This is a genomic window from Rhizobium sp. SEMIA 4085, assembly GCF_013004495.1.
In the GTDB taxonomy this organism is placed as follows: domain Bacteria; phylum Pseudomonadota; class Alphaproteobacteria; order Rhizobiales; family Rhizobiaceae; genus Rhizobium; species Rhizobium gallicum.
Genome location: NZ_JABEPH010000003.1, coordinates 36,315 through 60,835 on the forward strand (window position 1 = coordinate 36,315; position 24,521 = coordinate 60,835).

Here is a 24,521-nt window from a genome sequence, read left to right on the forward strand (position 1 = left end):
GGAATCCAATGCTACTGATCTACTGCCCATACTGTCAGGAAGAGCGCTCCGAGCTCGAATTCCGTGGCGCTGGCGACGCGCATATTGCGCGGCCCCAGACTATCGCTTCGATTTCCGACGAGGAATTCGAGGCGTATTTCTTCATGCGCGACAACCCGAAGGGTCTGATCTTCGAACGCTGGCGGCACATCCACGGCTGCGGCCGTTTCTTCAATGCAGCGCGCGACACCATCAGCGACAAATTCATCATGACCTACAAGGCAGGCGAGCCAAAGCCTGAAATAGGCGCTGCGAGCGTCCCGCACGCCCCCGTCGAAACCTATGAAGCGACGGAAGGAGAGGCGAAATGAGCGGCGCGAACCGAATTCCAGGCAAGGGACGCCTGACGCCGGCGAGAACCGCCCGCTTCACTTTCGATGGCAAGAGCTATACCGCGCTCGAAGGCGACACCGTCGCTTCGGCGTTGATCGCCAACGGCGTGCATCTCGTCGGCCGCTCCTTCAAGTACCACCGCCCGCGCGGCATCCTTTCAGCCGGTGCGGAAGAGCCGAATGCGCTGATTGACGTTGCCCGAGACTCGGCGCGAAAGCAGCCGAACGTGCGCGCCACGGTTCAGGAAGTCTTCGACGGTATGATCGTCAAGTCGCAGAACCGCTTCCCGTCACTTGCTTTTGACGTCGGTGGCATAAGCGATCTGCTTTCGCCGTTCTTTGCGGCGGGATTCTACTACAAGACCTTCATGTGGCCGAAGGCCGCCTGGAAGCATGTCTATGAGCCGCTCATCCGACGTTCCGCCGGTCTCGGCGTCGCGCCGACGGAAGGCGATCCGGATCACTACGCAAGCCGCTATGCGCATTGCGACGTGCTCGTCGCCGGCGCGGGCGTTGCCGGTCTGTCCGCTGCCCTTGCCGCGGCTGAGGCGGGCGCCCGCGTCATCATCTGCGACGAGCAGGCGGAATGCGGCGGTGCGTTGCGCTTTGACTGCGGCGTGAAGATCGACGGCATCGAAGGCTACGTCTGGGCGCAGCGGGCGGCTGCCAAGCTGAAGGCGATGGACAACGTGCAGGTTCTGACCCGCACGACGGCCTTCGGCTACTACAACCATAATTTCATCGCTCTTGCCGAGCGCGTGACCGACCATATCGCCAAGCCAGGCCGTGACCTGCCGCGCGAGCGTCTCTGGCAGGTCCGCGCCAAGCGGGTAATCCTCGCCAGCGGTGCAATCGAACGGCACATGGTATTCCGAAACAACGACCGTCCGGGCATCATGCTGGCGTCTGCCGCGCGCATGTACCTGAACCACTACGGTGTCGCCGTCGGAGCCAAGGTCGGTGTCTACACCGCCCATGACTCGGCCTATGAAGCCGCTTTCGACCTGAAGCGTGCCGGCGTGGCAATCACTGCGATCGTCGATTGCCGCCAGACGCCGGGGGCTGCAGTTCTTGCCGAAGCGCGTTCGCTCGGTATCGAGGTGCTGGCTGGACAATCGGTCATCAATACTTCGGGAAAGCTCCGCGTCTCATCGATGACCGTCGCCCGCAACGGCGGCGGCTCGCCGCGCAAGATTGCGGTCGACGCATTGCTGGTTTCGGCCGGCTGGACCCCGTCGGTGCACCTCTTCTCGCAGTCGCGCGGCAAGGTGAAGTTCGAGCCGGAAAGCCAGCGCTTCCTGCCGGGCACCTATGCGCAGGACTGCCTGTCGGTCGGCGCCTGCAACGGCACCGACGGCCTGCAGCAGACGATCGAAGAGTCTCTTGCGGCCGGCGAGCTGATGGCGCAAGCCGTCGGAAAATCGGGCAGTGGCAAGATTAGCGTCTCGGCCGAGCAGGCCTATGACTGGACCGGAGGTATGATCGGTGCTGCCGAAGGTGCCGGCCCGGAGACGAGCGCCAAGGCCTTCATAGACTTCCAGCACGATGTCTGCGCCAAGGACATCCGTCTTGCGGTGCGCGAAGGGATGCACTCGATCGAGCACATCAAGCGCTTCACGACGAACGGCATGGCCTCCGACCAGGGCAAGCTCTCCAACATGCACGGTCTGGCGATCGCCGCCGAAATGCTCGGCAAGGAAATCCCGCAGGTCGGCCTCACGACCTTCCGTGCGCCCTATACGCCGGTCACCTATGGCACGCTGATCAGCCATTCGCGCGGCGAGCTCTTCGATCCCGCGCGTAAGACGCCGATGCATCAGTGGGAAGCGGCACATGGCGCTGTGTTCGAAGACGTCGGAAACTGGAAACGTGCCTGGTTTTATCCGCGCGCCGGCGAGACGATGCATCAGTCAGTTGCCCGCGAATGCAAAACGGCTCGCGATATCGCAGGCGTTTTTGATGCCTCGACGCTCGGCAAGATCGAGGTCGTCGGCCCGGATGCGGCCGAGTTCATGAACCTGATGTACACGAATGCCTGGGACACGCTGAAACCCGGCAAGTGCCGCTATGGCATCATGACCCGCGAAGACGGCTTCGTGTACGACGACGGCGTTGTCGGGCGTCTTGCAGATGACCGTTTCCATGTCACGACGACGACAGGCGGCGCGCCGCGCGTTCTTCATCACATGGAAGATTATCTGCAAACGGAGTTCCCGCATCTGAAGGTGTGGCTGACCTCCGTTACTGAGCAATGGGCTGTGATTGCCGTGCAAGGTCCGAAGGCGCGCGAGATCGTTGCGCCGCTCGTTGAGGGGCTCGATATTTCCAACGAGGCCTTCCCGCATATGAGCGTTGGCGAGTGCAAGGTCTGCGGCGTACCTGCGCGCCTCTTCCGAGTGTCGTTTACTGGCGAAGTCGGCTTCGAAATAAACGTTCCAGCCGATTTCGGCCAGTCGGTGCTGGAAGCGGTCTGGGCAAATGCCGAGCCGCTTGGCGCCTGCGTCTACGGCACCGAGACGATGCACGTCCTTCGCGCCGAAAAGGGCTATATCATCGTTGGACAGGATACGGACGGCACTGTTACGCCGGATGACGCAGGTCTTTCCTGGGCCGTTTCCAAGAAGAAGACCGATTTTGTTGGCATTCGGGGGCTGAAGCGTCCCGATCTCGTCAGGGAAGGCCGCAAGCAGCTTGTCGGTCTCGTCACGAAGGATACGAAGCTGGTGCTCGAAGAGGGCGCACAGATCGTCGCCAATCCGAACGAGCCGAAGCCGATGACCATGCTTGGTCATGTGACCTCGTCCTACTGGTCGGAAAACCTCGGCAAGTCGATCGCCTTCGCGCTGGTCGCTGGCGGAAGGGCGCGCACAGGCGAGACCCTTTATGTACCAATGCCCGACAAGACGATTGCCGTTGAAGTGACGGACATGGTGTTCTTTGACAAAGAAGGAGGCCGGATCAATGGTTGATGTGGCAATTCGCAAATCCGCTCTTTCCGGCAGCCACGGCGGTTCTGCCACTGTGCGGCTGACGCCTGCGCCTGCGGCGAGCCGGGTGGCGCTACGGGCGCCTTCAGCTTCGCTCAAAGCTCTTTCATCGGCTCTCGGCCTCTCGATCCCGGATAAGCCGAAAACCTCGGGCCGCAAGGGCGGACGCTCAGTGCTCTGGCTCGGCCCCGACGAATGGCTGGTGATCGATGACGACGGCGCAGATCTGATGGCCTTGTTATCAGGTGTCAGCCTCCTTCATTCGGCGACGGATGTCTCCCATCGCAATGTCGGCATCATCGTCTCTGGCCCCGGCGCCGAAGCCGCGCTTTCAGGCGGCTGCCCGCAGGACCTGTCGATAGGCACATTTCCGGTCGGCGCCTGCTCGCGCACGCTGTTCGGCAAGGCGGAAGTCGTGTTCTTCCGCACCGAGGACGATACGTTCCGGATCGAATGCTGGCGATCGTTTTCCGACTATGTCTTCGGTCTGCTGGCCGAGGCGGCAGAAGATGCGGGGCACTGACAGGCTGGCCGTGAAATCGCGCGAGAGCGGCTAAGGACGCAGGGCCGCTTTCAGCAATTCAATGGCCGCTGAAACGGAGGAGCCCTTGATCGGGGTCGTTCGCAAAATTCCCGCCATGCCAACGGCGTTAACTCCGCGCCATCAGGGGCTTGGCGGGATATTCCGCAAGGTCCTCAAGGACCCGATATCGGGCATCCTCCCAAAAGAGTGTCTCCACCCAATCATATATCGGAACCATGTGGAAATGGATCGGTAGCCCGGGGCGTGTCCATATCGGCCGATGTAGACGCGCCGCGCCTGCAGAACCGTGGCAGCGCGTCCTCGACCTTTGCCAGTAGCGGGCCGAGTTCTGCAAGCGCGCTGGCCTGTAATTCGGAAAGTTCACTTGCAGGCGCCTTGGAACCGACCATAAGATAACCCGGCAACGCCGAATTCATCCTGTGGTTTACAAGCCGCTCCCGGTTTCGAGTATATCATTAAACTGTGTGGGATTTCCAAAGAGCCTGCTCCTCAGGTTTCCTCCGGCCGGTCCTTCGGGTCGAACTGGATGATGGTGATCCAGTTCGCAGTAAGCGCGGGTTTCTTCTCGTTCTCGATCTCGATGGACACTTCATATGTGGTCATCAGCATGCTGGCGCCGCGAAAGCGTGCGTCGGCGAGGACGAAATGGCCGCGGATGCGGGTGCCGGATTTGACCGGCGCCATGAAGCGCACCTTGTCGAATCCATAGTTGATGCCCATCGTCTGCTCGCGGATTTTGGGCAACGCATTGTAATTCATTGTGGAAAGCAGAGAGAGCGTCAAGAAACCGTGGGCGATCGTGCCGCCGAAGGAGCTTTCGGTTGTCGCGCGGGCCGGGTCGGTATGGATGAACTGATGGTCGTTGGTGGCGTGCGCAAAAGCGTCGATCATCGCCTGATCGACAAGAATCCAATCTGAAAGCCCTGTTTTCGTGCCAATGAGCCCGCGGACTTCCGCGAGCGAAATTTCCTTGACCATACATTCCCCATGAAAAAAGCCGCCTGCTCAATTGCTACAGTGGATTTATGACAATTACGACAACGATTCAGATTCGTTGCGGCTTGAATCAAATCCCGACGCAAAAGATGGCCGACCGCGGCGGAACGATCACGGCCGCGCCAAGCTTCCCGGAATTGCCGGACGGGCTCAACAGCCGCCAGGCGGCAGTGTCTGGGGGCGGGAGGACGAAGTCTATCGCATTGTTCGATCGGTTGAAAAGCACGGCCAGGCGAACCTGTCTGCGGCTGTCGCGGTCGCGCGTTGTGAGCAGCATGCCGAGCGTGGAAAGATCGGCAGTCTCCCACTCTCCAACGGTCATCGCATTGCCCGAGGAGGATATCCATTCGACATCGCCGTTGCCGTCAAAGAAGCCGGATTCGGAGAAGACGGAGAAGCGCTTTCGCAATGCTGCCACGAAGGCGGTGTGGGCGATCAATTCTTCATCCAGAGCCTCCCAGTCGACCCAGGTAATTTCGTTGTCCTGGCAATAGGCGTTGTTATTGCCGCGCTGTGTTCGCCCGCCTTCATCACCCGCCGTCAGCATGATGCTGCCGCGGCTGGCAAAGAGCGTCGAGATCAGCGCCTTCAGATCGCCACGGCGCTTCTTGATGATATCGGGATAGCGCGTTTCGCCCTCGATGCCGTTGTTCCACGAATGGTTCTCATTGTGGCCATCGCGGTTTTCCTCGCCGTTCGCTTCGTTGTGCTTATGACTGTAGGCAACGAGATCCTTCAGCGTGAAACCGTCATGGGCAGCGAGGAAATTGACGCTGCGAGTCGCTGTTCCGCCGTTTCGCAGGAAAATGTCGGAGGAGCCGGCCAGTGCTGTTGCGAGCGGCCCGGTCTTCCAGTCGTCGCCGCGCCAATAGCTGCGGATATCGTCGCGAACGCGGTCGTTCCATTCGAGGAAGGGAGCTGGAAAATTGCCGAGTTGATAGCCGCCCGGACCGATGTCCCAAGGCTCGGCGATCATGACGCGCTCGGCGAGCACGTCATCGTCGAGGATCGCCGAGAGTGTCCCTCCATGGGTCTCGAAGCCGTTTGCCGTGCGGCCAAGAACAGGCGCCAGATCGAAGCGGAAACCATCGACGCCGGCGCCGAGGACGAAATGTCGCAGACTATCGATGATGAGCTGGCGGACATAGGGATGATCGCAGGCGACGGTATTGCCGGTCCCGGTGTCGTTGACAAGCTCGCCGGGCCGGCCGGGCAGATGCCGGTAGAAGGAGAGATTGTCGAGGCCGCGCAGCGACAGCGTCGTGCCGTAACGGTCGCTCTCGCCGGTATGGTTGAAGACGAGGTCAAGAATGACGCCGATGCCTTCGGCCCGAAGTTTCGCAACCGTGTCGCGCAGTTCGGCCATGCCGCCCGGCGCGAGGCGCGGATCGAGCGCCATGAAGGCAACGGGATTGTAGCCCCACCCGTTCGTTAGTCCGAGCGGCGGCAAATGGCGCTCGTCGATCCAAGCGATGATCGGCATCAGCTCGACGGCATCGACACCGATCCGCTTGAGATGAGCGATCACCGAGGGATGGGCAAGGGCGGCGACGGTGCCGCGCGGCGTCTCGGGAACGTCCGGGTGGAGGATCGTGAAGGGTTTGACCGCGACTTCATAGATAAAACCGCCTGGCTTGAAGAGGGGTTTCGCCAGCGTCACTTTCGTATCGCGGGTCACCTTCGCCTTCGGCATCAGGTTCTGCGTGTCTTCGCCGAAGATGCCAAGACGCGGATCGTGGCGGAACGGCCGGTCGAGCAGTTTGGCGTACGGGTCGACCAGAAGCTTGGACGGATCGAACCAGAGACCGTTTTCCGGAGCATAGATGCCGTCGACCCGAAAGCCGTAACAGGCGCCTTCCTTCAGACCGTCGACGAAAAGGCGGTGCACATGGCCGTTTTCGCGCGCCATCGGCAGGCGCGCGAGTTCCTTGTTGCCGGTTTCATCGAAGAGGCAGAGCTGGATCTCTGTGGCATGCTGCGACCAGACGGCGAATTCGACGCCGGTTTCGAAAAGGGTCGCGCCCCCTTTAGCCCTGTTGTCCGCCCGCATGAGCCTCCGATCAGGTGATCACCGAAGGTGCATCACGGCCCGTGCGCTTGCGGATGTCCGCGATGCTTTCGGCGGCGGCGACCAGGTCGGCGAGCGCCTCCTGCGTCTCGATGTTGTGCCGGGTCGAATCTGGCTCGTACCGCTCCAGGTAAACGCGTAGCGTCGCACCGGACGTCCCGGTGCCCGAGAGGCGGAACACGACACGCGAGCCGCCCGAAAAAAGAATGCGAATACCCTGATGTTCGCTGACCGACTTGTCGACCGGATCGTGATAAGCGAAGTCGTCCGCTTTTTCGACGGTCAAGCCGCCGAAGTTCTTGCCCGGCAGGGCCAGAAGCTGACTGCGCAAACTATCGATCAGGCCGTTTGCAGCGTCGGTATCCACGCCTTCATAGTCATGGCGGGAATAGTAGTTGCGGCCATAGGTCTGCCAATGCTGGGTAACGACGTCCTGAACGCTTTCGCCGCGGACGGCAAGGATGTTCAGCCACAGGAGTACGGCCCAGAGGCCGTCCTTCTCGCGGACGTGGCTGGAGCCTGTTCCGGCGCTCTCCTCGCCGCAGATCGTTGCCATGCCGGCATCGAGCAGATTGCCAAAGAATTTCCAGCCGGTCGGCGTTTCGTACATGCCGATGCCGCGTTTTTCGGCGACGCGGTCGGCAGCACCGCTGGTCGGCATGGAGCGTGCGATGCCTGCCAGGCCGCCGGAATATCCCGGCGCGAGATTGGCGTTGGCCGCGAGGATCGCCAGGCTGTCCGAAGGGGTGACGAAAATGCCGCGGCCGATGATGAGGTTGCGGTCGCCGTCGCCGTCCGAAGCGGCGCCGAAATCGGGCGCATCCTCGCCCATCATCTCGTCATAGAGTTCCTTGCAGTGGACAGGATTCGGATCCGGATGATGCCCGCCGAAATCCGGCAGAGGCATGAAATTGCGCACCGAGCCGAGCGGCGCGCCAAGACGGTTTTCGAAGATTTCCTTGGCATAGGGGCCGGTAACGGCGCTCATCGCATCGAAGGCGATGCGGAAGCCGAGGCTGATCAGATTGCGGATCGCGCCGAAATCGAAGAGCTCCTCCATCAGCGCGGTATAGTCCTCGACCGAGTCGATGACCGAAAGCATCATGCCGCCGGGCAGTTCTTCCTTGCCGATGCGATCGAGGTTCACGTCAGGGAAATCGGCGATCTTGTAGCTGTCGATCACCCTGGTGCGCGCATAGATCGCGTCGGTGATCTTTTCCGGCGCTGGCCCACCGTTGTTGACGTTGTATTTGATGCCGAAATCTTCGGTCGGGCCGCCGGGATTGTGGCTGGCGGAAAGGATAATGCCGCCGAAAGCCTTGTATTTACGAATGATGTGTGAGGCAGCCGGGGTCGAAAGAATGCCGCCTTTGCCAACGATGACCTTCCCAAAGCCGTTGGCGGCGGCCATTTTGATCGCCTTCTGGATGACCTCGCGATTGTAGTAGCGTCCGTCGCCGCCAATGACGAGGCACTTGCCCTGATAGCTTTCCAGAGAATCGAAAATCGATTGGATGAAGTTCTCAGCATAGTTTGGCTGCTGGAAGACCGGGACCTTCTTCCTGAGACCCGACGTGCCGGGTTTCTGGTCCTGGTAGGGCGCTGTGGATACAGATTTGTTCATTTCTGTCACTTGCCTTTCGGGGCGAGGCTTGAATAGAGGGCAGCGTAGCGCTCGGCGCTCTTCTCCCACGAGACATCCGATTTCATGCCCTGCTTTTGCAATTGGGTCCAGACTTTTTGGTCCGCGAAGAGATGTAGTGCACGCCGGATTGCCTGCAACATACCCTCTGCGGTGACGGGAGAAAACTGTATCCCCGTTGCGACTTTCGCTGCAAGCGCGGCGTGATTGGCATCGATCACGGTATCGTTGAGACCGCCGGTGCGTGCCACGATCGGCACGCAGCCATAACGCAAGCCGTAAAGCTGGGTGAGACCGCAAGGTTCGAAACGCGAGGGAATGATGATGGCATCGCAGCCGGCCTGCATGAGGTGCGACATCGGCTCGTTATATCCGATCGAGACGCCGATGCGGCCGGGATGACGGGCGGCTGCGGCAAGCAGCGAGCCTTCAAGCGCTGGATCGCCGGAGCCGAGGACGGCAAGCTTGCCGCCAAGGGCGACGATTGCGTCGGAGGTCGCAGCGATCACGTCCATTCCCTTTTGCCAGGTAAGGCGGCTGATGATGCTGAAGATCGGCGCGCGGTCATCATGCAGGCGGAAAAATTCGGCGATCGATTTGCGGTTCTCTTCGCGATTTTTAAGTGTCGTGACACCGTAGTGTGTGTGGACGACCGGATCGGTTGCCGGATTCCAAACTTCAGCATCAATGCCGTTGACGATGCCGTGCAACACGTCGCGACGGCTGGCGATGACACCTTCCAGCCCCATGCCGAACGCGTTCGTCAGGATTTCCTCGGCATAGGTGGGGCTTACGGTGGTGATCGCGTGCGCGGTCTGAAGGCCACCTTTCAGGAAGCCGATATGACCGTAATATTCGATGCTTTCGGTCGAAAACGCATGCGGCGGCAGGCGCAGGCTCGGGAAGATGTCGGCGCTGAACTGACCCTGGAATGCCATGTTGTGGATTGTCAGAACGGTCGGCAGCTCGGGCGTCGGATAGTAGCGCATATAGACCGGCGTCATGGCGGCTTGCCAGTCGTGGGCATGGACGAGGTCCGGCCGCCAGTCCGGCATCAGGCCGGCGGCGATTTCGGCAGCCGCCAGCGATAGCGCCGCAAAACGCCGCCAGTTGTCGGCATAGTCCTTGCCCGTGTGGTCGAGATAGGGACCGCCTGCGCGATCGTAATATGCAGGGGCGTCGAGAACGAGGATATCGAGGCCTTCATATTCCACTTCCAGCACCGTCGCGGGCGCTCCCAGCAGATCATCGAACTGCAGGCGAACGACCGGATCGCGAATGACCTTCATGACTGCCGGATAGCCGGGCATGAGGGTCTTCGTCTCAATGCCGAACCGCTTGAGTGCGATTGGCAGGGCGCCGGCCACGTCGGCAAGGCCCCCTGTCTTGATCAAAGGGAAGACTTCGGACGCAACCGAAAGAACTTTCATATGTCTAAAGATCCAACTTATCAATCATCGGTTGCGTAATCAGGCAAATACCGCTTTCCGTCCGCCGGAACCGCTTGGCATCGAGTTCCGGATCCTCGCCGACGACAAGGCCCTCCGGAATGACGACGCCATGATCGATCACGACGTTTTTCAATTGCGCGCGCCGGCCGACCTTCACGCTCGGCAGGACGACGGCACCCTCCAATTTCGAATAGGAGTTAGCGCGAACACCGGTGAAAAGAAGGCTTTTGTGAAGCGTGGCGCCGGAGATGATGCAATCGCCGGCGACGACCGAGGAGGTTGCCGAGCCACGGCGGTCTTCGTCGTCATGGACGAATTTTGCCGGCGGCGAGATTTCCGCATAGGTCCAGACCGGCCAGGATTTGTCATAAATATCAAGTTCCGGAACGATCGCCGTCAGATCGATATTCGCCTGCCAGTATGCTTCGATCGTTCCGACGTCGCGCCAATAGGGTTCGTGTTCGAAATCCGAGCGGACGCAGGACTGGCCGAAGCGGTGGGCGACCGCCTTACCGTTCTTCACGATATAGGGGATGATATCCTTGCCGAAATCCTTGCTGGAATTCGGATCGGCTGCGTCGCGGCGCAATGCGTCGATCAGGAACTTGGTGTGGAAGACATAGATCCCCATGGACGCCAGCGCAAAATCAGGTTTGTCCGGAATGCCTGGTGGATTGGCGGGCTTTTCGACGAAATCGATGATCCGGTCGGCCTTGTCCACATGCATAACGCCGAAGCCGACGGCTTCCATGCGCGGCACTTCCAGGCAGCCGATGGTGACATCCGCGCCCGAATCGACGTGCTGCTGCAGCATCCACTCGTAATCCATCTTGTAGACGTGATCGCCTGCAAGGATAACCATGTACTCGACGCCGTAATCCTCGATGATGTCGATGTTCTGATAGACGGCGTCGGCAGTGCCTTCGTACCATTGCGTTTCCGAGACGCGCTGGCTGGCCGGCAGGATGTCGAAGCTCTCGTTTCGCTCGGGCCGGAAAAAGTTCCAGCCGCGCTGCATATGGCGGATCAGAGAGTGAGCCTTATACTGCGTCGCGACGCCGATGCGGCGGATGCCGGAATTCAGCGCGTTCGAAAGTGCAAAGTCGATGATACGTGATTTGCCGCCGAAATAGACCGCCGGCTTGGCGCGCCGGTCGGTGAGTTCCTTGAGGCGGCTTCCCCTGCCGCCGGCCAGAACATAGGCCATTGCGTCGCGGGCAAGTGGCTGAATGCGCTTTTCTACCATTGTCTACTCCTCCCACCAGTCTTCAAGTCTCAGGTTCAAGCATGATCGTCGCCAGCGGCGGCAAGGTGATCGACGCAACGATGCTGCCGCCGGCGTTGACGGCCTGCACGCGCCCGCCATTTCCCTTGCCGCTGCCGCCGTAGATATCGGCATCGGTATTCAGGATTTCCCGCCAGCGGCCTTCGAGCGGCAGGCGGATGGAATAGTTCTCGCGGTAAGCCGGCGTGAAATTGGTGATGACGGCGATCGGCTTGTGATCCGGTGCCTTGCGCAGCCATGCAAAGACGGAGTTTTCGTGATCGTCGGCGATCAGCCATTCGAAACCGTCGCCTTCGCAATCGCGCGCGTGCAGCGCCGGCTTGGAGCGGTAGGTGAAGTTGAGGTCGCGTACGAGGCGGCGCATGCCTTCGTGCATGCGGTATTGCAGCAGGTTCCAGTCGAGCGAGGTTGCCTCGCTCCATTCGCTCCATTGCGCAAATTCCTGGCCCATGAACAGCAGTTTCTTGCCGGGGTAACCCCACATGAAGGCATAGTAGGCGCGCAGGTTTGCGAATTTCTGCCAGTCGTCGCCAGGCATCTTTGCGATCAGCGAACCTTTGCCGTGCACCACTTCGTCATGGGAGAGTGGCAGGACAAAGTTTTCCGAATAGGCGTAGAGCAGGCCGAAGGTCAGTTCGTTGTGGTGATGCTTGCGATATATCGGATCACGCTTCATGTAGCTCAGCGTGTCGTGCATGAAGCCCATGTTCCACTTGAAGCCGAAGCCGAGGCCGCCTTCATGCACCGGCTGCGAGACCTTCGGCCAGGAGGTCGATTCCTCGGCAATGGTCATGACGCCCGGGTGCTCGGCGTAGATGCGGGTGTTCATGTCCTGGAGGAAGCGGACGGCCTCGAGGTTTTCGTTGCCGCCGTATTCGTTCGGAATCCATTCGCCGTGGTTGCGCGAGTAATCGAGATAGAGCATCGAGGCGACGGCATCGACACGCAGGCCGTCGAGATGGAATTTCTCCGCCCAATAGAGCGCGTTGTTGACGAGATAGGATTGAACTTCGGTACGGCCGAAATTGTAGATCGCCGTATTCCAATCCGGGTGGAAACCTTTGCGCGGATCCTCATGCTCGTAAAGCGCGGTGCCGTCGAACCAGCCGAGGCCGTGCTCGTCGGTGGGGAAGTGCGCGGGCACCCAGTCGAGAATGACGCCGATGCCGACCTTGTGGCAGCCGTTCACGAAACGGGCAAAACCCTCCGGTTCGCCGAAGCGGGCGCTCGGCGCGTAAAGCCCGGTGGTTTGGTAGCCCCATGACGGATCGTAGGGATGTTCGGTAATCGGAAGGAATTCGATATGGGTGAAGCCCATGTCGGCGCAGTAGGGGATGAGGCTGGAAGCAAGCTCGTCCCAGGAGAGGAAGGAACCATCCTGGTGGCGCTGCCATGAACCGGCATGCACCTCATAGATCGAGATCGGCTGGCGACGCTTGTCGGTCTCGCTCCAGTGTTTGAGGTGGTCTTCGTCCTGCCATTCCTGCAGAAGTTCAGGCGCCACGACGGAGGCCGTCTTCGGACGAAATTCGCTGCGCCGCGCAAAAGGATCGGCTTTCAGCGGCAGGAGAACGCCGTCATGGCCGCGGATCTCGAACTTGTAAGGGACGACCGTCGGGACATCCGGCGCAAAGATTTCCCATATGCCGGCGCTGGCGCGAAAACGCATCACATGTCGGCGTCCGTCCCAATTGTTGAAATCGCCGACGACGGAAACGCGCTGGGCATTCGGCGCCCAGACGGCAAAATGGATTCCCTGCGCGCCTTCGTGCTTGATCCAGTGCGCCCCCATCTTATCGAAGAGGCGCAGATGGGAGCCTTCACGCGCGTAGTAATCGTCCATCGGGCCGAGCACGGGGCCGAAGCTGTACGGGTCGGTGACGGCCCATTCCGCATCGTCGCGACGGGCGCGGTAGCGCACCGGCTGCCGTTTCGCCAGCGCGACGGGGCCGGCGAAAAAGCCATCCGGATGGAGCTGCGTCAGTTCACCAATGACGCTGCCGTCGAGCGTCAAGGCGGTGACTTCGTCGGCGCCGGGAATGAAGCAGCGGGCAGCGTAGCTGTCACCTGCCTCATGCACGCCGAGCACGGCAAATGGATTGGCGTGCGAACCGGCAAGGATTGCCGTTATTTCGTCTGCCGAAATTTCCCAGGGACGCTTTACTTCAAGGGCGGCTTTCGGCGTTTTCATCCGGCTCTCCAGATTTCATCGGCATACTGCCGGATCGTGCGGTCGGAGGAGAACCAGCCCATTCGCGCGGTATTGTTGATGGTCCTGGCATACCAGGAGGAAGGCTGGTTCCAGATCTGGTCCACGTCCCGCTGGGCGGCTGCATAGGCGTCGAAATCGGCGGCGACCATGAACCAGTCGTGCGAATAAATGCCATCGATGAGCTGGGCGTAGCGATTGCGGTCATCCGGCGAGAAGACGCCGCCGGCAATCGAAGCCAGCGCCTGCGACAGTTCCCGGGAGCTTTCGATGATGGCGCGTGGGTTGTGTCCATCGGTGCGGGCATCGGCGACTTCATCGGCGCGCAGGCCGAAGATGACGATATTGTCGGCGCCGACATTGTCGCGCATTTCGACATTCGCCCCGTCCAGGGTGCCGATCGTGAGCGCTCCATTCAAACCGAACTTCATGTTGCCGGTGCCGGAGGCTTCCATGCCGGCCGTCGAAATCTGCTCGGAGAGGTCGGCGGCGGGCACCATGACCTCGGCAAGCGAGACGTTGTAATTGGGCACGAAGACCACTTTCAGGAGGCCGCGGACGGCCGGATCGTTGTTGATCGTGCGGGCGACGTCGTTGATGAGCTTGATGATGAGCTTGGCATTGTGATAGCTCGGCGCCGCCTTGCCGGCAAAGAGCTTCACACGGGGCACCCAGTCGAGTTCGGGATGCGAGCGGATCTGGTCGTAGAGAGCGACCGCCTCGACGACGTTGAGCAATTGGCGCTTGTACTCGTGGATGCGCTTGATCTGAATGTCGAACATCGCGGAAGGATCAAGCTTCACACCCATGCGGCTGGCCACAAGATTGGAGAGCGCCACCTTGTTTGCGCGCTTCACGGAGCCGAACTTTTCCTGGAAGCTCGGATCGGTGGCGAATTTTTCGAGCGGCTTCAGCTTTTCGGCGTCATCCATGAATTCGTCGCCGATCGCCTCGCGGATGAGACTGGTGAGCCCGGGGTTGCATTGCTGCAGCCAGCGGCGTGGCGTGATGCCGTTCGTCTTGTTGTTGATCCGGTTCGGATAGAGCTTGTGCAGGTCCGCAAAGACCGTGACCTTCATGAGTTCGGTATGCAAGGCGGATACGCCGTTGATCGAATGCGAGCCGACGAAGGCGAGATTGCCCATCCGCACCCGGCGGTCGCCGCTCTCGTCGATCAGCGAGATCGCCCGGATTTCGGTGTCGGAGAAGTTCTTTTCCCTGCGGGCCTCAAGCAGAATCTTGGCATTGATCGCGTAGATCAGCTGCATGTGACGCGGCAGCAGCCGTTCGAAGAGCGGGATCGGCCAGGTTTCGAGAGCTTCCGGCAGCAGCGTGTGGTTGGTGTAGGAAATCGTGCGGCGGACGATATCGAAGGCCTGCTCGAAATCCATGCCGTGAACGTCGCACAGCAGGCGCGTCAGCTCGGCAACCGAAACGGCGGGGTGCGTGTCATTCAGCTGGATCGCCACCTTGTCGGGCAGCGACGTGAAGTCGTCATACTGCTGCAGGTGGCGGCGCAGGATGTCCTGAAGCGAGGCGGAGGAGAAGAAGACTTCCTGGCGAAGGCGCAGCTCCTGTCCGGCGGGCGTCGCGTCTGCCGGCTAGAGCACGCGCGTCAGGCTTTCCGCCTTGTTGCTTTCGCGCAGAGCACCGATATGGTCGCCGGCATTGAAGGCGTCGAGCAGAATCGGGTCGATCGGCTGGGCAGACCAGAGACGCAGCGTGTTGACGCGCTTGCCGCGCCAGCCGACCACCGGTGTGTCGAAGGCAGCGGCGATGACGCGCTCTGCCGGCTTCCAGACATAGCGCGGCTCGCCTTCGGCGTTGTTGGCGACGTCGACGGTGCCGCCGTAGCCGATTTCATAGGCGCTTTCGCGGCGTTCGAATTCCCAGGGGTTGCCATGCGCGAGCCAGCTTTCCGGCAATTCCACTTGCCAGCCGTCGGCAAGCTGCTGACGGAAGAGGCCGTGGACATAACGGATGCCGTAGCCATAGGCCGGCACTTCGACTGTTGCCATGCTTTCCATGAAACAGGCCGCGAGGCGCCCGAGTCCGCCGTTGCCCAGAGCAGCATCCGGCTCGAGGCCGGCGATCACGTTGACATCGACGCCGAGGGAGGCCAGCGCATCGCGCACCTGCTCCATCAGGCCCATGTTCGTGACGGCATCCCGCATCAAGCGGCCGATCAGAAACTCAAGCGACAGGTAGTAAACGCGCTTGTCGCCTGTCGCGTAGACCTTGCGCGTCGACTCCATCCATTTGTCAATGATGCGGTCGCGAACGACGAGGATCGTCGCCGTCAGCCAGTCATGCGGCTTGGCAACTTTTGCATCCTTGCCGATGCGGTAAGTCAGACGTTCGATGATTTCTTCGGCTAGAATTTCCGGGCGGGAACTGCGCGGGGCGGGAGAAGGGATGGTCGGCTTGGAAACGGGGTTCATCGTCATATCTCGCCAATTTTGATTTAGTTTCAGTGCGTTACGTCTGACGAAGCCGACTTTGCACGCACGCCGGTCACGGCAGTTTATGCATCGTTACCAAGCACTTGCAACAAGGGATTTAGCGAAAGCAGAAATTTGCGAAACCGTCCTGTTCACCGGCATAAGGGACTTGATTTCAATTGGTTTTCCCAGTCTGATGCGCGAGATTAGCCCTAAACGAAAAGCCGCCCCGGTTTGTTCCGGAGCGGCTTTTCCCTGAAAGGATGAGCGCCGAATTTATTGGGTGAGGCGTATGCTCTGTTTGGCGGCCGATGAGCCGATTATCTTAAAGGCCGCGACGAGCGAGGCCATGTTCTCGGCTGCGAAATAGGTTGAAGAGCTCGTCGCGCAGTAGCTTAGCAGCGCCTTGCCGCGATCGGGAGCCATGAACGCAACCGTATAGACCGTGATATTTTTGTCGCGCGCCAAGTCGCACCAATTTTTGGTTTCAGTATCGGCTGAAGTGTAATTGTTGTTGCCGTCCGTCATGAAGACAATGTATTTGTCAGGTGTCAGGCCGTTCTTGTTCAAGTGCGCTGTATTCTCGGCTTGGTCGATAAGCTTGCTATATGCCATCTTAAAGGCATCGCTTGAATCTGTCCCGCCTATCGCGGTCAAAGCGTTGACGTAGGTTGACACGGCAGACGTTCCCCAGGCCAGATTCAACGCCGACTGCATTTGGTCATTGTAAGAGACACTGCCGGTGCGGACGTATTGCAGATTAGGGTCGGCGGTATTCAACTGGGTCAGCAGGCTCGAAACGGCCAGCTTCAATGCCTCGATCTTGGTGTAGTAATCCGTAACGGTTCGATCGCAGGTCTTTGGGTTCTTTTTCGATCCACAGTTGTAGCTTTCCGTGTACGTATGCGAGGTCGTAGTATCCTCTGCCATCGAGCCCGAACGGTCGAGCACGAGATACATCGAGAGCGAGCTCTTTGTGACGGTGTTTTCGGTGCTGCTCTGCGTTTCGGACAATGAGCCGATTTCCGTGCTTTCCTTGCCCAAGATGCGCATCAGCGCGCTATTGTCCATGTTGTAGGCAGTTTTGACCTCAACCTTATAAGTCTTGCCGCCCGACCCGGATGCGGTTTCTGTGACAACAACAGACATTGCATCCTTTAGGGCAGCGATGGTGTCGGAATCGTCAATGTAGTTCGACATCTGGCCGATGACAAAGTTCTTGGCAAGCTCCTTGGCGCCGTTCACATCGACCTTTTCGGCGACGAGCGCGGAGGCTGCGGCCAGAGCAGCCGAATCGGAGGCTTCCTGCAACTGACGTTGCGAAAGCATCATGTTGGATACGTCGACGGCGAGCCCGGCGGCGCCAATTGCGACTGGCATCAAAATCGCCGTCATCATGGCGAAATTGCCGGAACGATCGCCTAAGACGCGTGCAATGTTGGCGCGCAGAAAAGATATGGGAGACATCATGTCACCTGCAGCAAGAGAGGATTTATGCTGGTTCCATACCTACAGCGCGGTTGTTACCACAGGTCTTAAGGTAATCGTTAAAATTGCAGGTAACTTGCGATTTCGGGACATGATCTACTGCGTTTGCGGGATAACTTTCTCGCCAAGAGGATAGCTGGCGCTTTTGCGCGTTAACGTCTGTGGCGGCGGGTTCTGGTTCAGTCCTACACACTTTCCCTCGCCATTGGCCCATTCCGACACAGAGGCCAGGAAGACATGCGAATGCTTCCGCCAAGGTCGGTTGATTTCGGGATTCAGGCGGGCAAAAACATATGAGACGGGGTTTGTCTTGCTGGTCGCGAGGCTCCAGGAAGCAACGGCTATTCCTGTCTTTTGATCACTTGATCGGAATAACGTCGACGGCCTGCACGGCGCGATGGCCGCCGTAGCTTTTCAAGACGCCGATGACAGGGGCGACGTCGGAATAGTCGCGGCCATAGGCAACGACGATGTGGTCGGTGCCGGCGGGCATGTCGTTGGTCGGGTCGAGTTCGATCCAGCCCAGGGTTTCACCGCACCAGACACGGACCCAGGCATGCATGGCGTCAGCGCCTTCGAGCCGTTCCTTGCCGAGCGGTGGGATGGTCCGCAGGAAGCCGGAGACATAGCCCGCCGGAATGCCGAGGCTGCGGAGCGCCAGGATCATCACATGGACGAAATCCTGGCAGACGCCGCGTTTCAGAGTGAAAGCATCGAGAGCCGTGGAATCTACCGTCGTTGCTTCCGTATCGTAGGTGAAATCCTTGTTGATGCGGGTGCACAAGGCATTGGCGATCTGCAACACGGTCAGGCCGGGCAGCGCGCAGTCCCTGGCATAGTCCGAAATGGCGCGGGTTTCGGTGAGACGAGGGCTGCTGGCGAGGAAATGATGCGGAGAGTCAGGCTCCAGCGACCAGACGCCGGCGACTTCCTTCGGCAGGCGGTCGAGGTCCGGCGAGAAATCGGCGGCGATCGAACGGCTTTCGACCTGCACGCGCGCCTGCATGCGGATATCCAACGTCTCGTGCGGCGACCGCAGCAGGATGGATGTTGCCGGATGGAGGAAGAAATCGGTGAAATGCGATTGCTCGTCCGGCGACGGAGATATGGTAATCGACCCTGCGACCAGCCGCTGCCGGTCGGGCAGCGAAAGCGGCATCAGCCGAATGATGTGACGCGCGCCGGAAGCCGGCGTGTCGTAGGTGTATCCCATGTGCAGGGTGAGGTCGTAGAGCACGGCGGTCACCCGAGGTAGGTCTGGGCGAGAAGGTCGGACAGCTGCTCGAGCTCGCGTTCAAACTTCTTGTAGAACTCGCCGGTCATCGTTTCCGGGGTCATGACGGCGAGGCCGGAATGCAGGCGCATGGCCTCGCGGTAGAATGGCGACATCTGGCCGTTGACGAAGGCGTTCGGCAGCTGCTCGACCTCGCGATGGATCTCGTTCATCTGGAAGAGAACCGATCGTGGGTTCAGCGGGTCGAGCGCCAGAAGGTCCGTGACGGTCAGGCGGGCGGTGTTGACGTTGTACCGGCGGCGGTGGGTCATGACGCTATCGCCGATTTCGAGCAGCATATCCAGCGCGCCATCAGGGGCATCGGGGCCGGACATGTGGCCGAGAAGTCGGGTCATGTGCAGGCCGCGCTCGATATAGCGACCGAGCGAGAGGAAGCGCCATCCGGTGAAGCGATACATGTTTTCATGCACGAGACCTGCAAAGCCCGCGAGCTTGCGCAGCAGGATCGTCATGGCATGGCTGGCGTCGTCGCCTGCCGCAACGCTGACTTGGAAGCGGTGCGCGGTCTTGGCTAGGTCGTTCAGGGCCAGCCAGCCATCCGGCGAGAACCGGTCGCGGATATTACTGGCGGAATAGACGGCACTGTCGATGTTGCGCAGCAGCGTTTCGGGCACGGCTTCTTCCGTGCCGATGTCGACGGCGGCGAGATATTCCGAAACATCGGCAAGCAGCGGCTGACTGGGATCGGCAGCTTCGGCGTAACGGGCGTGCCAGGCGCGAAGGATGCGCAGCGCCCCTTCGGCGCGCTCGATATAGCGGCCGAGCCAGAAGAGATTGTCGGCCGCCCGACTTGGCAGGCTGCCCGGCATGTTGCGGGTGAAGCTTCCTTCGGCGGGCAGAAGGGTATGGCGCTCGACCGGCTTGTCGCTGACGATCCAGACGTCTGCCGCCGCACCGCCCGACTGCATGGCGATCGCAGCGGCGTCATCGCCGGCGCCGATGCGGGCAAAGCCGCCGGGCATGATCTGCCAGCCCTTCGCCGTGCGGGCGGCGAAGACGCGAAGCGACATCGGCCGCGGCGTCAGCTTTCCATCTACCCAGGCCGGCGTCGTCGACAGCGTGACGACTTCCTGGCCGACGAGCTTCGGGCCGTCGGAGTTCAGCCAGTCGGTGATCGAATCCTTTGCCGTTGCGCGCAGCGACGAGCCGAGGACGGACTCGCCGCTATCGTCGAAGAAGGGGGCGCGCGAATAGGCGGGACCGATCACCATCTTCTCGATGTTCCTCGCGACGTGTTCGCGCTCCTCCTTCTGCCCGCACCACCAAGTGGCGATCGAGGGCAGGCGCAGTTTTTCGCCAAGCAGGCGGCGGCAGATCGTCGGCATGAAAGCGAGCAGGGCGCGAGTCTCGAGGATGCCGGTTCCAAGAGCATTGACGATCGTCACCGATTCAGCACGCAGTGCCTCGACCAGACCGGGGGTGCCGATATGCGAATTCTGGTTCAGCTCCAGCGGATCGGCATAGGCGGAATCGAGGCGACGCCAGAGGACGCCGATCGGCTTCAGGCCGGCCACCGTGCGAACCATGACGCGGCCGTTGACCACCGTCAGATCTTCGCCTTCGAGCAGCATGAAGCCGAGATAGCGGGCGATATAGGCGTGTTCATAGTAGGTTTCGTTTGCCGGGCCGGGAGTCAGAACGCCGATGCGGTCGTCGCCGGAATGTTTCATCGTCTGCAACGCATCGCGGAAGGCGCCGAAGAAGGAGGCGAGACGGTGAACCGGGGTTTCGGCATAGATATCGGAGAAGGCGCGCGTGGTGGCAACGCGGCTTTCAAGCGCGAAGCCTGCACCTGAGGGCGCCTGTGTACGGTCGGCCAGAACCCACCAGTTTCCGTCCGGGCCGCGGCCAATCTCGAAGGCGCAGAAATGCAGGTAGTGGCCGCTCGCGGGTTTTACGCCTGCAAGCGGGCGTTGGAATTCCGGGTTGGCGGCGATCAGGCCAGGCGGCAGGAAGCCTTCCTCGACCAGCTTGTTGTCGCCATAGATATCGGCAACGATCGCCTCAAGCAAATCGGCGCGCTGCACCAGGCCGGCCGAAAGCGCCTGCCATTCGCGCTCGTCGATCAGGACCGGGATGTGCGACAGCGGCCAGGACCGCTCGCCGGTGCCCTTGCTGCCATAGGCCCGGTAGAATACGCCGGCATCGCGCAGATAGCGGTCAGCTCGGGCGAAGCGCTCGGCCAGTTCCTTTTCGGGAATTGCCCCGAAGCCCGCAAGAAAGCGCTGCCAGACCGGGCGGATGGCGCCGTTGTTGTCGACCATCTCGTCGGCAATGCCGGGCAGGGGCGCATAGCCGAAGGCCGCATCGTTGCCGCCGCGCCTTGGAACCTCGTCCCTACGTTTCTCCATTGCCGGTTTCTTGCCCATTAAAACCTAGCTCGTCAAATGCCTGCCGGCCTGCGGAGATCCAGCGTCAGCGGGAATTCCGGCGATCCCATCTCGGCGCGCGGAATGAAGCCGCCCGCCGTATGTCCCCACGGTTCGAATCGGGAGAGCCGCCTTGCTTCCGCTTCGTTGCCGTTTACCGGGAAAGTGTCATAGTTGCGCCCGCCCGGATGGGCAACATGATAGATGCAGCCGCCGATCGAACGCTTCGACCATGTATCATAAATGTCAAATGTCAGCGGCGTATTCACCGGCAGGACCGGATGCAGGCCCGAGGCCGGCTGCCACGCCTTGAAGCGGACGCCGGCGACGGACACGCCGGACGTCCCTGTCGGTGTCAGCGGCACGGTTCGGCCGTTGCAGGTGACGGTGTAGCGTGAGGAATTGCTGGTTTCGAGGCGAACCTGAAGTCGTTCGACCGAGCTGTCGACATATCGAACTGTGCCGCCAATCGCGCCTTCCTCGCCCATGACGTGCCAGGGTTCGAGCGCCTGGCGAAGTTCGAGTTTCGAGCCCTCGTATTCCACTTCGCCGCAGAAGGGAAAGCGGAATTCGAGTTGTGCCTTGAACCACTCCGGGCTGACCTCGAAGCCGTTTTCTTTGAGATCGGCAAGCACATCCAGGAAATCGGCCCAGACGAAATGCGGCAGCATGAAGCGATCGTGCAGGGAAGTGCCCCACCGCACGAACTTGCCGTCGGCGGGATTTTTCCAGAAGCGGGCAATGAGGGCGCGGACCATCAATTGCTGAGCGAGCGACATGCGCGCATTCGGGGGCATTTCGAAGCCGCGGAACTCTACCAGACCGAGACGTCCGGTCGGCCCATCCGGCGAAAACAGCTTGTCGATGCAGATTTCTGCACGGTGGGTGTTGCCCGTCACGTCGATCAGGAGATTGCGGAACAGGCGGTCGGTCAGCCAGGGAAGCGGCGACGGGCCGCGGCCGGGTGCGGGCACCTGGGCGAGGGCGATTTCCAACTCGTACAGGCTGTCGTGCCTGGCCTCGTCGATGCGCGGCGCCTGGCTGGTCGGCCCGATGAACATGCCGGAGAAAAGATAGGAGAGCGAGGGATGCCGCTGCCAGTGTAGCACGAGGCTCTTCAAGAGGTCGGGCCGGCGTAGGAACGGGCTGTCGTTCGGATTGGCGCCGCCGACGACGACATGGTTGCCGCCGCCCGTGCCCGTGTGACGGCCGTCGATCATGAACTTGTCGGCGCCGAGACGCGTCATCCGCGCTTCTTCGTAGATCGCGGTGGTGATTGCGACGCACTCCTGCCAGTTCGAGGCGGGGTGGATATTCACCTCGATGACGCCTGGATCCGGTGCGACACGAATGACATTGATGCGCTCGTCCTGAGGCGGCGAATAGCCCTCGATGTGGACGGCAAGCCCAAGTTCGGCCGCGGCGTTTTCGGCGGCTGCAATGAGTTCGAGATAGTCTTCAATGCGCTCGACGGGCGGCATGAAGACGCAAAGCCGGCCGTCGCGCGGCTCGACCGATATCGCCGTGCGAACCGCGCCGCCGATTTCGCCGAGCGTCTGTTCCACACGGCTCTGGCCGCTCTCGTCGCGCTGGAAGGAGGCCTCCGGCATGGCGCGGCCGGCGGGCACGAAGACTTCGGGCAGCGGCTGGCGCGGGATCGATGGGTCGGCGACGTGGATATAGGGATATTGCGACGGCGGCACGTAAGGGAGCGTACCAAGCGGCAGACGGTATCCGACAGGGCTGTCGCCTGGGACGAGGAAGATCTTGCCGCGCCTTGTCTGCCATTTCTCGCTGATCCAGCGGTGTCCTGAAGCCTGAGCATTCCAGGCTTGAACGGGAAGGATATAACCTGTCGGAACCGTCAGGCCACGTTCGAAAACGCGGGCGATGCGGTTGCGCTCTTCCGGATCCTTCAGCTTGGAATTCGACGGATCGACATTTTCGGGAAGGCTTCCCTCCTTGACGATCCACTCGGCGGGATCCTCATAGGCCGGCAGCACCATATCAGGCGTAATCGCCAGCTCGCGCGCGATGCCGGTGAGCAGCCGCTCGGCGTCTTCCGCCTTGGCGACGGTGTCAGCGCCTTCTACTGCGATCAAATCCAAATTCTGCCAGATCGGCTTTCCGTCCTTGCGCCAGTAGAGTGAGAAGGTCCAGCGCGGCAGGCTTTCGCCGGGATACCACTTGCCCTGTCCGTAATGCAGGAAGCCGCCCGGGGCGAAGCGCTGGCGCAGCCTGCGGATCAGGCTGTCCGCTTTCTCCCGCTTGGTCGGGCCTACGGCGGCGGTATTCCACTCTTCGGATTCGAAATCGTCGATCGAAACGAAAGTGGGCTCGCCGCCCATCGTCAGGCGCACATCTTCGGCCTTAAGGATAAGATCCACTTTTTTGCCGAGTGCGTCGAGCTCGTTCCAGCTCTCTTCCGAGAAGGGCTTGGTGATGCGCGGGTGTTCGGCAACACGGGCGACCTTCATGTCGAAGGCGAACTCGGTACTGGCTTCGCCGAAATAGCCGCCGGAGATCGGGGCGGCGTTGCTATAATGCGGGGTTGCGGCGAGCGGGATGTGGCTCTCGCCGGTGAGCAGCCCCGATGTCGGATCGAGGCCGACCCAGCCGGCGCCTGGCAGATAGACTTCGGCCCAGGCATGCAGGTCGGTGAAATCGACCTTAGTACCGGAGGGGCCGTCAAGGGCCTTCAGGTCGGGCGTCAACTGAATGAGGTAGCCGGATACGAAGCGTGCGGCGAGGCCGAGGTGACGGAGAATCTGAACGAGCAGCCAACTCGAATCACGGCAGGAGCCTCTGGCGCTTTCAAGCGTGTCCTCCGGCGTCTGGACGCCGGCCTCCATGCGTATGACATAGCCGATCTGCTGCTGCAGGCGGGCGTTGAGGCCGACGATCATGTCAACGGTCGGCTGGCCCGGCGAATAGTCGAGGGTTTCGAGGAAAGCCTTGAGCCGCGGGCCGGGGGCCTCCGGTTTCATGTAGATCGAGAGGTCTTCCTGGATCGTCTGCGGATAGTCGAAGGGCCATTTGGTGGCCTCTTCTTCGACGAAGAAGTCGAAGGGGTTGTAGACCGTCATGTCGGCGACGAGATCGACCTCGATCTTGAATTCGGTCACCGGGTCGGGAAAGACATAGCGGGCAAGATAATTTCCGTAGGGATCCTGCTGCAGGTTCACGAAATGGTTCGACGGCGTGACCTTCAGCGAATGACTGAGCACGTGCGTTTTTGAATGCGAGGCGGGCTTGAGGCGGATGACCTGCGGCCCAAGGCGGACCGGCCTGTCGTATTTGTAGTGCGTCAGATGATAGATACTGGCTTTGATCGACATTATTTTGCCTTGTCCGACGCCACATCGTTATGCGGCAT

13 protein-coding genes and 2 pseudogenes are annotated in these 24,521 nt (G+C 60.8%); 3 read left to right on the forward strand and 12 right to left on the reverse strand.

Going from position 1 to position 24,521, the window contains the following annotated elements; translation table 11 throughout:
* The first annotated feature begins 8 nt into the window (after positions 1-8).
* The 3 genes from C9413_RS00905 to C9413_RS00915 are packed head-to-tail and all read left to right on the forward strand — an operon-like array spanning position 9 to position 3,881.
* Positions 9-350 (forward strand): sarcosine oxidase subunit delta, encoded by a 342-nt coding sequence (locus tag C9413_RS00905; protein ID WP_039846113.1) that lies wholly within the window; start codon positions 9-11, stop codon positions 348-350.
* Positions 347-3,340 (forward strand): sarcosine oxidase subunit alpha, encoded by a 2,994-nt coding sequence (locus C9413_RS00910; protein WP_039846112.1) that lies wholly within the window; start codon positions 347-349, stop codon positions 3,338-3,340. The genes C9413_RS00905 and C9413_RS00910 overlap by 4 nt, the downstream gene beginning before the upstream one ends.
* Entirely contained in the window at positions 3,333-3,881 is a 549-nt protein-coding gene (locus C9413_RS00915) for a sarcosine oxidase subunit gamma (RefSeq protein WP_039846111.1), read from the forward strand. Before C9413_RS00910 ends, C9413_RS00915 begins: the two co-directional genes overlap by 8 nt.
* A 30-nt stretch (positions 3,882-3,911) precedes the next feature.
* Here C9413_RS00915 and C9413_RS32975 read toward each other — a convergent pair.
* From C9413_RS32975 to C9413_RS00970, 12 genes and pseudogenes are all read right to left on the reverse strand, one after another.
* Positions 3,912-4,318 (reverse strand): annotated as a pseudogene (locus C9413_RS32975) (HIT family protein).
* A 73-nt stretch (positions 4,319-4,391) separates the two neighbouring features.
* Positions 4,392-4,880 carry a MaoC family dehydratase gene (locus tag C9413_RS00920; RefSeq protein ID WP_039846109.1) on the reverse strand — a complete coding sequence of 163 codons (489 nt, stop codon included), beginning with the start codon at positions 4,878-4,880 and terminating at the stop codon, positions 4,392-4,394.
* An 88-nt stretch (positions 4,881-4,968) separates the two neighbouring features.
* A complete protein-coding gene (glgX, locus tag C9413_RS00925) occupies positions 4,969-6,948 on the reverse strand; it encodes a glycogen debranching protein GlgX (protein ID WP_170250115.1) in 1,980 nt (659 codons plus the stop codon).
* A gap of 10 nt (positions 6,949-6,958) precedes the next feature.
* On the reverse strand, positions 6,959-8,590 hold the full coding sequence (locus tag C9413_RS00930; protein WP_039846107.1) for an alpha-D-glucose phosphate-specific phosphoglucomutase: 1,632 nt from the start codon (positions 8,588-8,590) through the stop codon (positions 6,959-6,961).
* Between the two features lie 5 nt (positions 8,591-8,595).
* Positions 8,596-10,038, reverse strand: a complete 1,443-nt coding sequence (gene glgA / locus C9413_RS00935) for a glycogen synthase GlgA (RefSeq protein WP_039846106.1) — start codon at positions 10,036-10,038, stop codon at positions 8,596-8,598.
* Between the two features lie 4 nt (positions 10,039-10,042).
* Complete coding sequence (gene glgC / locus C9413_RS00940) at positions 10,043-11,305, reverse strand: glucose-1-phosphate adenylyltransferase (protein ID WP_039846105.1); 1,263 nt, start codon at positions 11,303-11,305, stop codon at positions 10,043-10,045.
* A 22-nt stretch (positions 11,306-11,327) separates the two neighbouring features.
* Positions 11,328-13,535 (reverse strand): 1,4-alpha-glucan branching protein GlgB, encoded by a 2,208-nt coding sequence (gene glgB, locus C9413_RS00945; protein WP_039846104.1) that lies wholly within the window; start codon positions 13,533-13,535, stop codon positions 11,328-11,330.
* Positions 13,532-15,994 (reverse strand): annotated as a pseudogene (locus tag C9413_RS00950) (glycogen/starch/alpha-glucan phosphorylase). The gene glgB and the pseudogene C9413_RS00950 overlap by 4 nt, the downstream one beginning before the upstream one ends.
* Before the next feature lie 276 nt (positions 15,995-16,270).
* Entirely contained in the window at positions 16,271-17,464 is a 1,194-nt protein-coding gene (locus C9413_RS00955) for a pilus assembly protein (RefSeq protein ID WP_348648760.1), read from the reverse strand.
* A 376-nt stretch (positions 17,465-17,840) separates the two neighbouring features.
* Positions 17,841-18,728, reverse strand: coding sequence for a transglutaminase family protein (locus tag C9413_RS00960; RefSeq protein WP_039846103.1), 888 nt, complete (start codon positions 18,726-18,728; stop codon positions 17,841-17,843).
* Entirely contained in the window at positions 18,725-21,145 is a 2,421-nt protein-coding gene (locus C9413_RS00965; protein WP_039846102.1) for a circularly permuted type 2 ATP-grasp protein, read from the reverse strand. Before C9413_RS00965 ends, C9413_RS00960 begins: the two co-directional genes overlap by 4 nt.
* A 14-nt stretch (positions 21,146-21,159) precedes the next feature.
* Positions 21,160-24,483 carry a transglutaminase family protein gene (locus tag C9413_RS00970; protein ID WP_039846101.1) on the reverse strand — a complete coding sequence of 1,108 codons (3,324 nt, stop codon included), beginning with the start codon at positions 24,481-24,483 and terminating at the stop codon, positions 21,160-21,162.
* Positions 24,484-24,521 lie beyond the last annotated feature (38 nt).

What these genes read in the sequence shown, in the direction of transcription:
- C9413_RS00905 (WP_039846113.1), top strand. Translation starts at nt 9, where the DNA reads ATGCTACTGATCTACTGCCCATACTGTCAGGAAGAGCGCTCCGAGCTC.
- C9413_RS00910 (WP_039846112.1), top strand. Translation starts at nt 347, where the DNA reads ATGAGCGGCGCGAACCGAATTCCAGGCAAGGGACGCCTGACGCCGGCG.
- C9413_RS00915 (WP_039846111.1), top strand. Translation starts at nt 3,333, where the DNA reads ATGGTTGATGTGGCAATTCGCAAATCCGCTCTTTCCGGCAGCCACGGC.
- C9413_RS00920 (WP_039846109.1), bottom strand. Translation starts at nt 4,880, where the DNA reads ATGGTCAAGGAAATTTCGCTCGCGGAAGTCCGCGGGCTCATTGGCACG.
- glgX (WP_170250115.1), bottom strand. Translation starts at nt 6,948, where the DNA reads ATGCGGGCGGACAACAGGGCTAAAGGGGGCGCGACCCTTTTCGAAACC.
- C9413_RS00930 (WP_039846107.1), bottom strand. Translation starts at nt 8,590, where the DNA reads ATGAACAAATCTGTATCCACAGCGCCCTACCAGGACCAGAAACCCGGC.
- glgA (WP_039846106.1), bottom strand. Translation starts at nt 10,038, where the DNA reads ATGAAAGTTCTTTCGGTTGCGTCCGAAGTCTTCCCTTTGATCAAGACA.
- glgC (WP_039846105.1), bottom strand. Translation starts at nt 11,305, where the DNA reads ATGGTAGAAAAGCGCATTCAGCCACTTGCCCGCGACGCAATGGCCTAT.
- glgB (WP_039846104.1), bottom strand. Translation starts at nt 13,535, where the DNA reads ATGAAAACGCCGAAAGCCGCCCTTGAAGTAAAGCGTCCCTGGGAAATT.
- C9413_RS00955 (WP_348648760.1), bottom strand. Translation starts at nt 17,464, where the DNA reads ATGATGTCTCCCATATCTTTTCTGCGCGCCAACATTGCACGCGTCTTA.
- C9413_RS00965 (WP_039846102.1), bottom strand. Translation starts at nt 21,145, where the DNA reads ATGGGCAAGAAACCGGCAATGGAGAAACGTAGGGACGAGGTTCCAAGG.
- C9413_RS00970 (WP_039846101.1), bottom strand. Translation starts at nt 24,483, where the DNA reads ATGTCGATCAAAGCCAGTATCTATCATCTGACGCACTACAAATACGAC.